The sequence below is a fragment of the Jatrophihabitans sp. GAS493 genome (assembly GCF_900230215.1).
Classification (GTDB): Bacteria; Actinomycetota; Actinomycetes; order Mycobacteriales; family Jatrophihabitantaceae; genus MT45.
This window is the reverse complement of record NZ_LT907982.1, coordinates 2982492-2997303: the sequence shown is the minus strand read 5'-3', so window position 1 is coordinate 2997303 and position 14812 is coordinate 2982492. Positions and strand designations below refer to the sequence as shown.

At 66.9% G+C, this 14812-nt stretch carries 11 protein-coding genes; 8 read left to right on the top strand and 3 right to left on the bottom strand.

Features of this window, described 5'->3' with window-relative positions:
- Nucleotides 1-5: 5 nt before the first annotated feature.
- The 6 genes from CPH63_RS22320 to CPH63_RS13900 all read left to right on the top strand — a co-directional run bounded on the left by CPH63_RS22320 (nt 6) and on the right by CPH63_RS13900 (nt 7108).
- Nucleotides 6-524, top strand: a complete 519-nt coding sequence (locus CPH63_RS22320; RefSeq protein WP_157749548.1) for an NYN domain-containing protein — start codon at nt 6-8, stop codon at nt 522-524.
- 97 nt (nt 525-621) lie between these two features.
- The gene (locus CPH63_RS13920; RefSeq protein WP_157749547.1) at nt 622-2205 is read left to right on the top strand and encodes a hypothetical protein; all 1584 of its coding nucleotides are present in this window, start codon (nt 622-624) and stop codon (nt 2203-2205) included.
- Complete coding sequence (locus CPH63_RS13915; RefSeq protein ID WP_096303486.1) at nt 2202-3041, top strand: hypothetical protein; 840 nt, start codon at nt 2202-2204, stop codon at nt 3039-3041. The genes CPH63_RS13920 and CPH63_RS13915 overlap by 4 nt, the downstream gene beginning before the upstream one ends.
- Nucleotides 3038-4252, top strand: a complete 1215-nt coding sequence (locus CPH63_RS13910; RefSeq protein WP_096303485.1) for an OmpA family protein — start codon at nt 3038-3040, stop codon at nt 4250-4252. Before CPH63_RS13915 ends, CPH63_RS13910 begins: the two co-directional genes overlap by 4 nt.
- A 64-nt stretch (nt 4253-4316) precedes the next feature.
- Nucleotides 4317-4691 (top strand): DUF5663 domain-containing protein, encoded by a 375-nt coding sequence (locus tag CPH63_RS13905; protein WP_096303484.1) that lies wholly within the window; start codon nt 4317-4319, stop codon nt 4689-4691.
- Complete coding sequence (locus tag CPH63_RS13900) at nt 4691-7108, top strand: type IV secretory system conjugative DNA transfer family protein (RefSeq protein WP_096303483.1); 2418 nt, start codon at nt 4691-4693, stop codon at nt 7106-7108. The genes CPH63_RS13905 and CPH63_RS13900 overlap by 1 nt, the downstream gene beginning before the upstream one ends.
- 24 nt (nt 7109-7132) lie before the next feature.
- Here CPH63_RS13900 and CPH63_RS13895 read toward each other — a convergent pair whose 3' ends face one another.
- A complete protein-coding gene (locus CPH63_RS13895; RefSeq protein ID WP_096303482.1) occupies nt 7133-8917 on the bottom strand; it encodes a hypothetical protein in 1785 nt (594 codons plus the stop codon).
- Between the two features lie 91 nt (nt 8918-9008).
- On the opposite strand from CPH63_RS13895, the gene CPH63_RS13890 reads away from it, so the two are divergent.
- Complete coding sequence (locus CPH63_RS13890) at nt 9009-9407, top strand: hypothetical protein (protein WP_096303481.1); 399 nt, start codon at nt 9009-9011, stop codon at nt 9405-9407.
- A gap of 21 nt (nt 9408-9428) precedes the next feature.
- Here CPH63_RS13890 and CPH63_RS13885 read toward each other — a convergent pair whose 3' ends face one another.
- A complete protein-coding gene (locus tag CPH63_RS13885) occupies nt 9429-12932 on the bottom strand; it encodes an AAA family ATPase (protein ID WP_172892212.1) in 3504 nt (1167 codons plus the stop codon).
- A gap of 148 nt (nt 12933-13080) precedes the next feature.
- Between CPH63_RS13885 and CPH63_RS13880 the strand changes: the two genes are divergently transcribed.
- Nucleotides 13081-14499 (top strand): hypothetical protein, encoded by a 1419-nt coding sequence (locus tag CPH63_RS13880; protein WP_096303479.1) that lies wholly within the window; start codon nt 13081-13083, stop codon nt 14497-14499.
- A gap of 77 nt (nt 14500-14576) precedes the next feature.
- Here the strand turns inward: CPH63_RS13880 and CPH63_RS22955 are convergent, their stop codons facing one another.
- On the bottom strand, nt 14577-14807 hold the full coding sequence (locus CPH63_RS22955) for an integrase core domain-containing protein (RefSeq protein WP_206745554.1): 231 nt from the start codon (nt 14805-14807) through the stop codon (nt 14577-14579).
- Nucleotides 14808-14812: the final 5 nt, after the last annotated feature.

Below are 14812 nucleotides of genomic sequence, written 5' to 3'. Positions count from 1 at the left end.
AAATCGTGCTTACACCGCACATCTGTGAACCCGCCGGTACGCCGGCCGCGTCGCACCGCTGCACCTGTCCGCGGGCGCTCCACCTGATCGATCTGGAGAACCTGCTGGGCGATCGGGCCCGGCGCGACGAGGCGAGCATCACGGATATTTGGTCGCGCTATTGGGCGAACGTCCCCATCGGCCGCGACGACCTCCTCGTCGTCGCGACCGGCCCGTCTCTCGCCGCGACGGCCTGGTTCGCCCTGCCCCGCACTGTTCGCAGGCTGGTCGGGTACGGCATCAACGGAGCTGATCACGCGCTGCTGGACGCGCTCGACCCCGATCACGCCGCCGCCCGGTTCGGCCGGGTGGTCATCGGTTCGGGCGACCACATCTTCGCCCCGACGCTCTACGGGCTGCGGCTGCGCGGTGTGGACGGGTGGCAGGTGACCGGAAGGGGCCACCCCAGCACGGCGCTCGCATCAGCCGCGACGCACCGGATCGACCTGTTCGGCCGGCCGGCCGTGGTGGCGGCGGTCGCCTGAAGCTTGCGCCCGATGCATCCGCCGCGGACGCAATTTGCCTGATTCATCTTGCCTGCTGATCAGCCGGCTCAATCCAACGCACCAGAAAGGCATGACCATGAAACCCAGTACTGGCCCCGCGCCGCGCCCGGTCCCAACCGGCCCCGGCGCGACCACGACCACGACGTCGTTCTCGACGTTTCGCAGCGGCACCTACAACACCGGTCGCAGCAACGAAGACATCGAGGCGGCCGGCCGCGAGGACGGCACCACCGGCATTCTCAACCGCGAGATCGTCGGCGACAACGCCGAGCCGCACTTCCCCAGCCAGCTCACCGCGGAGCACGGTGCCGCCCGCCACGTCATCGGCCACGCGATGCGCGCAACGGTACAGGCGATCGCGGCGACGCTGTCGATGCTCTTGCCCGCAATCAAGGTCGAGCGCGAGCAGGCGTTCAGCGCCATCGATTCGCACAAGTCGGCGCTGAAGAAGCAGATCGTCACCAAGGCGGAGTTCGCCGCGTCCGGCGTGACGATCTCGCCGGTGCAGCGGCGCTGGGTCGTCGCCCTGATGCTGATCGCCCTCTTCGCCGGCGACTGGACCCTCATCGCCGTCGGTTTCCAGCTCTTCGGCCTCTCGGATCACCCGTGGATCCCCGGCGTCGGTTTCTTCGACGACTTGCACATCGCCGCGATTTCGTCCGTGGTCGCCCTGGTCTTGCTCGGCGGCCGGGCCGGCGTGCGCCTGGGTCGCATCGAGTACGACCTGCACCGTCGCGGCAAGACGGCGAAGGACGAGCGCGACGCGCTGCCGCGTCACCCTTGGCACGACTGGGCGTTCCTGGTCCTCTGGTTCGGCACGGCGCTCGCGGCCCTGCTCGCCCTCGCCGCGATCCGCTCTGAGTACCTGACCCAGAACGGCATCGACGCGAACGGTGCCGCGTTCATTGCGCTGCAGCTGGCCATCTTCGGGGCCGCGATCGCGGTGGGCCACGCGCACGCTCCGCACCCCGAGGTGGAGATGTGGCGCGCCCGTCTCGCCGAGGTGGACACCACCGTCACCGAGACGGGCGACGAGCAGCAAGCCACGCTCGACGCCTACTCGGCCTCGATCGGCCGCTACAACGCCGAGGTCCGCCACCTGAAGTCCGAGGTCGCGCAGTCCGGCCACCATGTGGGCACGGATGGCCAGAGCGTGCTCTCGCAGCAGTACGCGTATCTGCGGCGCTACATCCTTTCGCAGCCGGGTGACCAGATCGCGACCGAGTCGATTCTCGCGAGCGAGTTCGACGAGATTGCGGAAGACACCAAGAGCGAGCTGCTCGAGTTCCTCACCGGTGTCACCCCGCTGCCCGAGTTCAAGCTGCTGACGACCCAATCGCTCGAGCAGGCACTCGCCAACGCTCGCGCCGAAGTCAGTCGCTTGCGTTCGCGGGTGGACCTCAAGTCAATCAAGGCGTTGGACCTCCCCGAGTTCGAGGAAGCCGAGGGCGAGCCGGTCGACCGCGACGAGGCCGGCGCCGATGCCGACCTGGTCGACGTCGATGTCGACGTCGACGAGGAGTCCGAGTCACCCGATCCGGACGAGGAGCAGGACGGGGAAGCCGCCGAGCTGCCGAAGGTGCGCCGATTCCGCCAGCGCAGCGCGGCGACCGAAGAACCTGACGTCGAGCGCGTCGCCAGCGAAGCGGAGTCCGCGTGATCACCTCAGGTGAGTGCCGCCCGGTGGGCGGCACTCACCACCTCACCCTGAACCGGCTGGCGACCGCAAGCCCTTACATCGCGCCGCCTCCCCGGCCGATCACCGTCGCCCAGGCCGTCACGCTCCCGCCACTGGTGGGTGCCCCGAAGGCCGACATCGAACGGCTGGTGCGGGACTCGGTTCACGCCGAGGCGCCGGACTGGTCGGGCAGCACCTTCTCGGTCTGGGGCGGTGACCCGAACGATGCCATCGGTGCGGCCGGCGAAAGCCTGTTCAACCTCCAGAAGCGGTCCGGGGGTGGTTCGGGCCTTGTCGTTCCCTGGGGCTCCCACCCGCCCGCGAACCTCGTGGCCGGCCCGATGGACGTTCGGAAGAACATCCGCGAGCTGAAGACGTCATTGCGCACCCGGGTCAACCTCGGCGGCAACGACCTGCCCGCTGCCCTGCGACGCGTCGCCGAGCGCCTCCCAAGTCTCCGGGAAGGGCAGGCGCTCACGGTGTTCATTCCGACCGACGGGTGCGAGGCGGTCACCCGGTCGACCCACGACGCCGTCGCGGGGCTGCCGGAGAACTCCTGCCACCTGATCCTCATCGACCCCCTGAACTGGTGCTCGCCGGCGATGGAGGACGACTGGCGCTCAGTGGCGTTCGGCTCGGTCACCCGCATCGAGGACCTCAGCGTGCGCAACCTCGCGACCGAGCTGGCGGGCATCTACGCCGCCAGCCTCGGCCTCGCTCTCGGCACCACACCACCGCCCGTCCACCCGGCTCGCCGTACCCGCAAGCCGCGACTCATCCGCACATCCCGTTTCAACCGAAAGAAGGAATCAGCATGAAACACACCACGCGCGTGATCGCCGCAATCACCGGCGTCATCGTCGTCCTCCTGGCGCTCGCCGCCTGCGGCGGCAACCCGAACAAGTCGACCCGGTCCTCGACCGGCACCAGCCCGGCGCCGGTCAACTGCCCGGCGGCGAAGCTCACCATCGATCCGACCACCCTCACGGCGAGCACCCCGACCGTAGCCATCCTCGGCGCGACCGGGCCGGGCATCAGCTACTACCAGAGCGATGTGACCACCGTGCTGAACAGCAGCACGAACAGCAAGGCCCACGTCCTCGTCAACGGAGTCGGTGACCCTGGCACCGCCCCGGATCTGGCCGCCAACACGGTGCTCATCGGCGACGGCCCGAACGAGGCGATACGCAAGCACAACCTCGAGTGCAAGACGGCGGCGGTCACCCGGGCGACGTCGGGCACGGTCGCGGCGGCACCCACCGCGCCGCAGCCGAACGTCTTCGGTGCGCTGAACACGCTTGCCGGCAATCTCAAGGGGAACCCCTCGAAGGCGCCGGTCGACGTCGTCCTGCTGAGCCCGTTGTCGGCGGCAGCAGGTGGCGTCGACCTCTCGAACGCGGCCACGCTGAAGGACCCGGTCGTCGCGATCAACCAGCTCGCAGCGCAGGGCCTCATCCCTGACTGCACGGGCTGGCAGTTCTACGCGGTCGGCGCCGACCGCGGTATGCCCGATGCGCGGGCGGCTCAACTGAAGGAGTTCTGGCGTCAGTTCGCCCTCAAGTGCGGCGGCCAGCTCGTCGCGTGGACCGCGCACCTGAGCCAGTTCCCGACCGACGGGGCAATCCAGGCGGCGGACACGAGCCAGCTTCCGGTCGTGAAGGATCCGGTCAAGATCGTCGCGACGCTCAAAGACGTCACGTTCGATGACGGCCAGGCCGACTTTCGCCCCGAGGCCGCCGGGCAGCTCGACCAGCTGCTGGCACTCACCCAGCAGACCCAGGGCAGCATCCTCGTCGACGGCTACACCGACATCCAGACGACTGAGACGACGGAGTGGCTCAACTCCCTCAGCACCGCGCGGGCGCAGGCCGTCGCCGACTGGCTGGTCGCACACGGTGTCGACCGGGCCCGGCTGCACGCCGACGGTCACGGCCCCACGGACCTGATCTACCCGAGCCCGGCCACGGCGGACGAGCACCAGGCCAACCGGCGTGTGACCGTGACCCTCTACCGCCAGGCCGACGCGTAACGGCCGACGGACGCAGCTTGCCTCGTCCCATTTACAAGATCACCACCCACGAAAGGAATCCACGATGACCATCAGAATCGACAACGAGTTGCTCGCCGAGTTGGGACTCGCCTCGCTCCGAGACGAGACCAAGCCCGGCTTCGTGAAGTTCATCTACGAGACCCTCGAACTGCGCGTCGGGAAGACCCTCGCCGATCAGATGACCGACGAACAGTTGGACGAGTTCGAACTTCTCATCGACGGCGAGGACGGGATCGAGTCCAACCGCGACGACGCGCTGGCCTGGCTGCAGAAGAACTTTCCCTTCTACCCGCAGGTCGTGCAACAGAGCTTCACCGAGCTGAAGGCCGAGATCGCCGAGGGGGCGCCGGCGATCCTCGCCGAGGACCGGCGGACGGCGCCGAAGTCCAACCGCAACGAGATGGATGGGGCGGCCTGATGAGCACGTTCGAAATCGCCGACGAACGCGTGCTCACCCGCCCACACACTCCGGTAGCGGGGTGCGCACTCGACCCGTGCGTCGAGGAGGCGTCCTGGATCGCGTGGCGGCTGGAGTCGGCATCACCCAACCAGATCGTCAACGACAACTCGGTCCAGGCCGCGAACTCGGTCTTCGATCGCATCGTCGAGATGGCCTGGCTGCCCGGCCGCATGGTGGCGCTGTCCGAGGTGGCCACGTCGTTCGACGACGGCTACCCGAAGCTCACGGTGCACCTCGCGCTCGCGATACTCGGGCCGAACGGGACCACTGTCGACGAGGCGTCCGCCTTGGCCGACCTGGTCCAGCGCCGTCTGCACGCCGCGGGCCTGCCCTACCGAGCGGCAATGGTCCACCCGGCGGCCGTCCTCGATCTTCCGGACGAGCAGCTCAGGCACACCGCGCTCATCCGGCAACGCACCATCTCGGTGAGCACGGACGGCCCGGACGGCGACATCGACGTGCTGAGCCGATGGAACCCCGTGCAGTCTCCCTGGGGCTCCATCACGACAGCGATCCTGACCCGCACGGCACCGACCCGGGTACGCGCCACGGTGCTGCCGACGGAGCTGAATATTTCGGACCGGATGCAGCTGGAGTTGATGCTGCAGCGGGCCGAGGCGTTGCGCAAGGAGAACGAGTCACGGCCCGGCCACCGCTTCCCGGCCGATCGTGCAGTCTCGACGCTGGTCGACCTTCAGCAGAGCTTCTCGACCCCCGTGCTCTGTGCCGAGATCGCCGTCATGTCATCGGAGTCGCTGCCCGAACTCTTCCTGCGTGACGTCGGTTCGAGTCTGACGAGCGAGACGGACGTGCTTCGGCGGGGTGGTCACACCGTGGTGGCGGGTCAGCAGCTGATGCTCGGCGGCTTCGAAATCGAACGCGACCCGGCGCGACTCATGGAGGCGATCCGCGCCGGTCTACCGCTGCGGGGCGGCATGGGCAATCGCAAGCTGTCCGATCTGATCACCCTCACCGAGTCGCCCGTCGGGTGGCCCATTCCGATCAACGGTCCGATCCCGACCATCGCCTCCGGCACGATTCGCGAGCTGACCGTCCCCTTGGCGTACGCCGAGGGCATCGACATCGGAGTGGGCGGAGGTGGCCGACGCGTCCACCTGCCGCACCAATCGCTGGCGCGGCACATGTTCCTGACGGGCGCGACGGGCACCGGTAAGTCCACCGTGCTCAGCGCGTGCGCAGTGGACGACCTTGGCAACGGGCGGGCCTTCGTCTTCATCGACCCGCACGGTGACATTGCCCCCCGTCTTGAGGCCTTCGCGAACCACTTCGGTGTCGAGGTGCTGTTTCTCGACCCCACGGACGCCGATACGGCGATGCTTCAGCTGCTGCCGAAGCTGCGCGAGGATGGGCTCAACTACGCCGACTGCCAGCGGGCGGCGCGCCGGGTCTGCGATGCGATCGTCGCCTCGTTGCCCGACAAGAAGTGGGCCGGACCCCGTTGGTACCAGCTCGCCATCCCGATCCTCATGCTCGCGATGGCGCACGGCGTGACCGTTCGCCAGGCGGTCGAGTGGGTGATGGATGACAAGCAACTACTCGAGAAGGTGAAGCACCCCGCGCTCGGCCCCGTGGACGCCGGCGTGCTGTCCGGTCTGACGTCGAGCCGGATGCAGGACTCGGTCAGCACGCGGGATTGGACGACGTCGAAGTTCGGTCCACTGATGAGCATTGCGGTCGAGTGCATCGTCGCGAGCACCGGTGAGGGCACATCGGTCGTCGAGATGCTCGACCGCGGCCTCCCGGTGATCGTCAACCTGTCGGCCCTGTCGTCCTCCGAAGTGTCGCTCGTGGGGCACCTGGTTCTGTCCACCGTCCTCGATGCGGCGATGGAGCGTCCGCTCGGCGAGCGCAATCCGCTGCGTGTCTACGTCGACGAGGCCCACAAATTCGTCGTCGAGAGCATGCAGCGGGTGCAGACGGAAGGGCGCAAGTTCGGGGTCAGCCTCGCCTTGGCGACGCAGTCGACCAAACAGCTCGACCCGGTACTGTCGGATATCGCGACGAGCGCCGCGGTGCAGGTCGCGTTCCGGCAATCGCCCGACTCGGCGAACACGCTCGCGCAGCTGATCGGCATCCCTTCGCGCGAGCTTACCGATCTACCCGACCTGCACGCCTACGTGAAGGTAACCGGCGAGGCGACCTGCTCCGTCCGCGCGGATGCGTACGCCGACTGCCCGCCGCTGCGGCCGAAACGGGCCCCGTCGCGCAAGGGAACTCGTCGGACGCCCAAGCATGCGGCCACTACGGCCACTACGGCCAACCGGCCGGCCGAGCCGTCCTTCCTCGACGAATGGCTGGCGAAGGGGCGTGCGGCGGACGAAGCCGGAGACACCACCACGACGGGTGCCGCCTGAGTTCTGCGCACCGGGAGTCGGTGCCTAGCCGGACGAACCGTCGCCGCTCACGTCTAACAGCTCGCGCCGGATGAGGTCGACGACTTCACCGTGTGACAGTTGCGACTTGTCGAGCAACGCGTGGCTTGCTGCGCTGGTGGGATCCGCGACAAGGCCTAGGACGAGCGCTTCGGGGGGCACCCGGCCGAGGTTGTGCGTCTGGGTGACCTCGGCCGCGACCCGAAATGCCGCCGCCGCATGAGCGGTCACGGGCACCCCCGCCCAATCGCCCGCGATGTCGGCCGGACGATCTAGGTGCAGCCGATAGTTGTCAGTCGCGAACTGCGTCGCCTTCATCAGTGCCCTTTGCCAAGGTCCGGCCACATCGGTGTCGACGAGCGCGCACAGGATCTGGAACGTGTTGAGCGGCCAGCCATCCCGCCGAGTCGCCGCAAGTTGCAAAGCTGCGAGCGTTAATCTGGCGAAGTCGGGCAGGCTGGCCGCGTTCGCCTGGATGGGAATCACGTCCGCGACGTCATCCGCCCGGTTGAAATGCGGAAAGCCGGCTTCCAGGATTGCGGCGTAATAGGAGGCGTAGTCGAACGCCGCCGATGCGATCGGAACCGGCCGGTCTTGTTCGAACATGACGCCGACGTACTCCACTCCAGGCCCCGGCGGCTGGAGCAGCGCTGACTCGATGCCGAGTTGGTCGGCCAGTAGCCCTAAGCGCTTGCGCCGGGCGTCGCCGCGAACGGGGGGAACCAAGAACAACGTGCGGTCAAGTAGGTGCATTTCGCGCAACTTGATGATCTCCCAACCAACGGAAGGGGTCTCGCCCAAGCTGAGGACGATGTAGCTGGCCGAACGAAGCATCCGGGTCACCGCGTTCTGCCACTCGTCATCGGAGTAATAGAGCCTAAATGCGCCGGTGGGCGGGAGCCGCTTGCCCGGCTCTCCGATCGCGACGACCGGCCCGAAATACTGCATCGAAGCGACCAGAAGTTGCTCGTAACCGTGTCGATGACGCAGGGTCAGACGGTCGACAATCCCGCGGCTGTCTCCTCGCGCCCGGATCGAAAGACGATCGTCTTGGAACGACCTTAAATAGACGATCTCGTAACTGCGAGCGCGAGCGGGATGCGCGAGCGCATAGCGTCGGGCGAGATCGACCGGCACGCGCGCCAACAGGATGGCGGCCGCACCCGCCCCGCCGAGCAGTAGCCGGCTATCGGTCCCGACCAGGTGACGTAGTACTTCGGTCACATCGTTGAAGGTCGCGCCGAAGGCCGAGACCACGGCGACCCAACCGACGAGGGCCAGACCAACGGAAATGACTCCGGCGGTAACGCCGAGCGGTCGCCATCGCCCCTGAAGCGGATTGGTGTTCGACGACTTGAGCACGTACGCCAAAATCGGGGCCAGCTCCTGCCAAATGCTCATGTCACTCGTGCTCTTTATGGCGTCCTCGGCCAAACCGAACATGAATTTGTCGAACGCGCGAGTGCCAACGTCGAAGAGAAACCACAGACCGAAGACGAGCCCGCCGGCCATGTATCCGTCGAAGCTGATCGCCTGGGCAATGGCGGCCACGGCAAGTGCGAACAACGTGGCCCGACGACGCTTTCGGCCGTCTTCGCCCCGCTGACCGACGATGGAGAACCACAGATCCTTCGCATGTTCCGGTGGCTCGCCCCGTCGAAACCCGGATCTCGCGGCAACCGTGTCCATCACGAGCAGACCGTCGCGAGCCCCAACCAGCAGGATGACGATCAGGTTGACGGCGGCGGCGACCGCAACGGCCTTCGCCGCATCTGCCCAGGTCGCGAACATCGCACCTCCGGAATGACCATAGACAGCTGGCTTTGGCCCTGATGGCAGACCAGGACTGACTCCGCCTTCGGGGACGAATGCGTTGGGTGCTGTGTGTACCAGGCCCGTCGACTGCCGTACGCACAGCCCCGATCAGGACGACCCGTTCATCGACGAGAGCCGCCCCCTCGTGGACCTCACCTTGCTGGCTCAAGTCGATCGGGGCCCCGTCGATGCGCCGGTTTTCCCGCGCCTTTGGGCCCGCGTGTTCATCTTCGACCGGACAGTGCTCTACGTCGGTGAGCAGAGCCGGGTCGCGCACCTCGCTGCGAAACCGTACGGCGACTTCAACCTGGCCCCGATACGAGCCCTGCTCAACGAACAAACTGTAACTGCATACACGAACGATGCGCCCGGGCGTCGGGTGTTCGTCACGATACTGCAGGCGACGTTCTACCTTGAGGCCCGACGGGCCCGCCGGGCCCGCCGTAAGGCGCACAAAGCTAGCTGACCGCGTGCGCCGATCGGCTGATCAGGCGAGCGAATCGAGTACGACGAGAAACTCGGCCGCCGCTTCCTCGAGATTGATCAGGCCGTGCGCTCGGGCCAGCTCCAGAGCCTCGACCACTAACGGTCGAGGAACTTGTTGCCCAGTCATCAGCAAGATCTTGGCGCGGTTGAAAAGGGCCAGCGCGAGTGGGGCCGGCTGGCCGTGTTCGCGGGCGACCTCTGCTTGCCCGACATAAGCGGCATGCGCTTCGGCGAACTCGGCCTGGTCGAAAAGGATGTCACCCTGGAACGCAAGCTCTCTGGTCTCGACGTCAAAGATCCCTAGTTCGCGCGCGGCCGCCGACGCCTTCCGGCTCAGGTCCAGAGCGCTCGAATCGTCGCCTTGATCGTGCGCGACCAGCGCGAGCCCACTCCACGCGGTTCGCTGCCCGTTCGGATCGGACAGCTCGTCGCTGATGGCCAGCTGCTCGCGATAAAGACGTTCGGCGCCGGTCTGATCCCCCATCAGCCGCCGCGTCTCGGCTTCGTTGCCACACGCCCGCGCGAGCACACTTGGGCTGTCGATCAAAGCGCAGAGTTGACGGACCTCAGCGTGATGCGGCATGGCCTCGGCCAACTCCCCGCGTTCGCGATGAACGCGCGCCTGGTTGTCGAAGGCGCGTATCAGCTCAGACGTTTCGCCGAGTTCGCGGAAGATCTCGGCCTCGGTTCGATGCAATTCGAGCGCGCGGCCCGAGGCACCGCGCAGGTCGTGAATGAGAGCCTGCAGCCCGTAAGACCGGGCCAGTCCGCTCTTGAGGCCGACTCGGCGGCAGATCGCTTCTTGCTCGATGAACATCGTCATGGCGGTGTCGTGGTCGCCGAGGGCCATCACGATGACACCGTGATCGCCGAGCGCGGCTTGGAGTTGATCGTCGAATCCACGCTCGCGGCAGATCGCCTCTTGTTCGTCGTGGGCCGAGCATGCACCGATCAGATCGCCCCGCTGGCGAAGGGCGATCGCGCGGCTGCCGAGCAGGCGCGCGATCGAACGCGCATCACCGCTGCGGCGGCAGATCGCCTCCTGCCGGGCCAGCAGTTCGAACGCCTCGTCGATCCGGCCGCGTCCCTGGAAGCAGGCGGCCCGATTGCCCAGGACGATTTGCAGATCGTCCAGATCGCCGCGTTCAAGCGCGAGCCTCTCGGCCTGGCGAAGCGCGTCATCGGCCCGCGCGTACTGGGCCGACCGCTGCAGGACCATCGCTTCGCCGACATAGGCCTGCAACAACCCGGCCTCGTCGCCAGCCTGCTCGCACAGCTGCCGGTGCTCGTGGACGATCCGCTCGGCCTCGTCCCAGAGCCCCTTCTTGGCCAGGACTGAGACCTGGTTGTTCAGCACCATCCGCAGCCCCGCGTCGTCGGCCCGCCGCCGGCAGATCGCCTCGTTGTCGCGCATGGCGGCTAGCGCCGGGTCGAGTCGACCGAGACGTTCCAGCGCGATTGCGCGATCGCGAAGCACTTGGACGAGCAGCGGTTCGTCACCTGCGGACCGGGCCGAGTCCTCGACGTACCGGTAGATCGCCTCAGCGTTCGTGGCGTAGTCGGTGTTCAGGAAGAGCCGGGCGACGAACCAGGCCTGTCGAAGCGGGTAGGCCAACGGGTTGGAGACGATCTCGCCGAACGCATCCGCAAGTCGATGACTCGACTGTGCCTCGAGCGCGGTCCATAGCTCGCGGTACTCGAAGGGACGAGCTTCGTAGAGCGGCTCGGCGAAGTCGACATCGACCAGCAGCCGGTGTAGGCCGGCGAAGTCAGCGGCGGCCAGCAGCTGCCACGGTTGCTCCTCGAGGCGGCGCGGGTGGCGGGGCGGCAGGTCGGCGAAGTAGGCCGCGAGTCGCCGGTGGTCAGCGGCGTCGATGTCGCCCGTCCGTCCGACGTAGCGGGTGGTCGTGGCGTCCCGCGCCTGCGGGTGAGCGAAGATGAGACGTCCGCCCCGGTCGGCAACGACCGACTTCGAGGCTCGCCGCAACGGTGCCCACACCGCGTGCGGCAGCGGCTGCCCCGGTGAGCCGAGCAGGTCGAGCAGCTCGCTCTCGGACAGGCCCGAGCGGGCCGCGCGCAGACTCCGCAGGGCCGTTGCGACCAGACCGGGACGGCCGCGCTCGTAGTCGGCCTCCCAACGGTGAAATATCGACGCCAACAAGGCGGCCGCGTCGGGCTCGCTCAACAAGGCGGTCAGGCGTTGGTGGACGGTGTCGTGGGCTCCGTGCACGCGCAGCTCGCCCAGCAGCAGACGCAGGAACAACGGGTTCTCGGTTTGTCGTGCGGTTATCAAGTCGTCCATCTCGGCGGCCGCCAGACTCTTGCCGTACTGACCGAGGTAGCGGCGCGCGATCTCGGCCCGGTGGGCCGGCTCGAGCCGCCCGACCTCGACTTCGCGATAACCGCGGCGCCGCATCTCGTCGAGTGCGCGGCTGGGCAGCGCGGACGCGATCACCCGAACGCGCTCCGGCAGCGGCTGTGGCAGCCAACTCAGGTCGAGCGCACCCTCGTGATCGTCGAGTTGATCGAGCCCGTCGAGAACCAGGACGACGCGAGAACGTCCAGAGGCGTCGCGGAGCGCTTTGGCGAAGGCGTCACGAAGTGCGTCCGGGTTCTCGGGGATGTCAGCCGACAGGTCGTATTCGTCGATCAGCCGGCTCAGCACTTGGCGGCAGAGCACCGCCCAATCGGTGCTCGACGGCGACGCGGACGTGAAATGGACGATGGCATCGAGCCAGCGAAGCGCGGTCGTGGCCAGCAGCGCCGACTTGCCGATGCCAGACGGACCGGTGACGACGAGGGGTGGTCCGCCGGCTTCGAGGTAGCCGCCGATGACGGCGAGCTCGTCGGCCCGTCCGACGTGCAGTTCGGCCTGTGCGTGCACGACGTCTTGCTGGTGGGCGATCTGCGACTCGAGCGCACCGGGCGGCGGTCGGTCGGGATAGTCCTCGCGCACGAGTGCATCGAGATCCCGACGGACGAGATCGCCCAGGTTCTCGACCGGTCCCGACCACTCCCGGACCGTCAATCCGCTGGCCGTGATCCGGTCTTTGAGCGATTGAACCCGCTCGCGTGACGGCGACGGATCGCCGTTGTGACTGGTTCTGAAGTAGAACAGGGCCCGGGCGGCTGCCTCGGGCGCGGCCAATGCGCCGTGGAACATCTCGATTTCGGTTACCGATTCGCCGATGTGGTCGGCCAGCCACGGATGACGCTGCAGCATCGCTGGTTCGACGCCCTGGATCTCGGAGCCGTAATGGTCGCCGAGCAGCCCGATGAAGTAGGGCCGGCAGTCATCGATCTCGTCCAGGCAGATGCCCAACATCTCTCCGTCGCTGACCTGGGCGTCGGTGATACCCCACCGAAGGTCGACCTCGATGCAGGTCAGGCCCCGCTCGTCGCAACTCTCCTGCAGCGCCGGGAACACCCGCTTGACGAGCTCTTCTCGTTCGCTGTGCAGGTCGAGGAACGGTGAGGATATGAAGACCCGAATCGGGCGCGGCAACTCTCCTAAACCTGGGCCGGACATCGAAACCGACCTCCTGGTACATCCCAAAATCCCTAAATCGCCTCACCCGTACGATACAATTGGTCTGGGCATTCGTCAGGTTCGCCTCGCCGGGCGATCGACGATCGGGCGACATGGAACAGAAATGACCTTCGAGATCGTTGCGGCCGGCCCGCGGCGGCGGTTTGGCGAAAGATTCGGCCCACCGCTACTAGCCGCCATCGGTACGTCCGTCGTAGCAGCCTCAGCCATCTGCCTACTCCTCGTGGGCCCGCTGCTGATCGTATTTGCGATCCAAACTTTCGCCCCGGACGAGCAAGCGGGGCGGGTTCTATCGCATGTTCCGGACGTGGTTCGTTCGAACCTATGGCTGATCTGGCCAACGGCCGTGATCGCTATCGGCGGTCCGTATCCAGGTGTGCTGATGCAGAACTCCCGGCGCAATCGCGCGCTGTTCTTGAGACGGTTCGGCGATACGGACGCGACGAGCGCCGTTTCTGCCGCCCTCAACCGGATGGGCCGCCGTTGGCTGGTAATTACGCTCGACGACGGCAACGTGGCCGCCATCTCGACCGGCGCGCGAGCGATCCGATCGGCGCTGTCGATCGGTGGAGCCGCGGCCGAAGTCGGCATCGAAATCGCGGTAGGGGTCGCGAAGATCTACCGGGCACTTTTCGTCGTGTGCCTGCTCGGGTCGACGGTGTACTTCCTGGTTGCATTCGTCTCGGGATCGACGTCGGGTTGGAACATCATCGGCATCGTCGGTGTCTGCGCCGCAATCTTTGCGGCTGGCATCATCACGGCGCTGCTCAGCGTGCCGTTACTCTTTTCGGCTCTTGCACTGGCCGACGATGCGAAGCGGCGGGACAGCAGGTATTCCGCTGGATCCGTCGAAGACCTGCTCGAGATCCGCAACAAGTTGAGGGACCAAACGCGGTCATTCTTCGCGGCCAAACTGGCTGTCGTCACCGTCGAAACAAGCCGCGACGCAGACCTATGGCGAGCCGGCGTGTCTGGGTTCGCGTTGCACGCCGACGCCGCGATCATCGACATCTCGTATCCGACCGGGCACGTCGCCTGGGAAGTCTCCGACATGCTGACGCGCCTCGGCGAGCGCTGCGTAATCGTAGGGGAGGCCGGCCGACTCGAGGCGATACAAGCCGCGACACCGGCCGACTCGACCGCTCTGGATGAACTCCTGATCGGTCGCCGGGTTCTCTCCTACCAGCCCACCAGGCATGGTCTACGCCGCTTCGCGCGGTCGCTGCAAGCCACTCTGGAAGCCCGAATCCGGGGCGCCGTCAATGAGAATCAGGATGACACCTTGATGGACCCGGCCGAGCGGGCCGACGCGCTGTTCAAGAAGTCGCACTGGCGGTATCAGCACAACTTCAGCACTACTGATGCGGTCAGCCAGACCCGCGAGGCGATCCGGATCTATGCCGAGTTGGCTCATGCCGACCCAGCCCGGTTCGCCGACAAGCACGCGCAAGCGGCCCGACTGCTCGAAAGCCTGGAGGTGCGTCAGGCGGCGAGCGGCCGTCGATGGTCGCGCCGGCGATAGTACCCTGCGCTAGCTCGGGCCGACTAGGCGAGCAGTGTGGGGCTCAACAACCTCGGCCGCCGCGTTCAACCGTGAGTTCAGGCGGCGTGACGGTATTCGCTGGTCACTCCACCGAGGATCCCGATCCGCTCGACAGCTCCCTTGCGGTTGGCCCCGATGTCGATGTCTGCGATAGGCGGACGCTGTTGTAACGAGCGGTGCGGACGATGAGTGTTGTACTGCTCCTCGTACTCGCCCAGCACGTGGATGAGTCGCCGCTCGCTGAAGATCAGCATCCGGTCCAGGCATTCACGCCGGATCGTGCTCACCCACC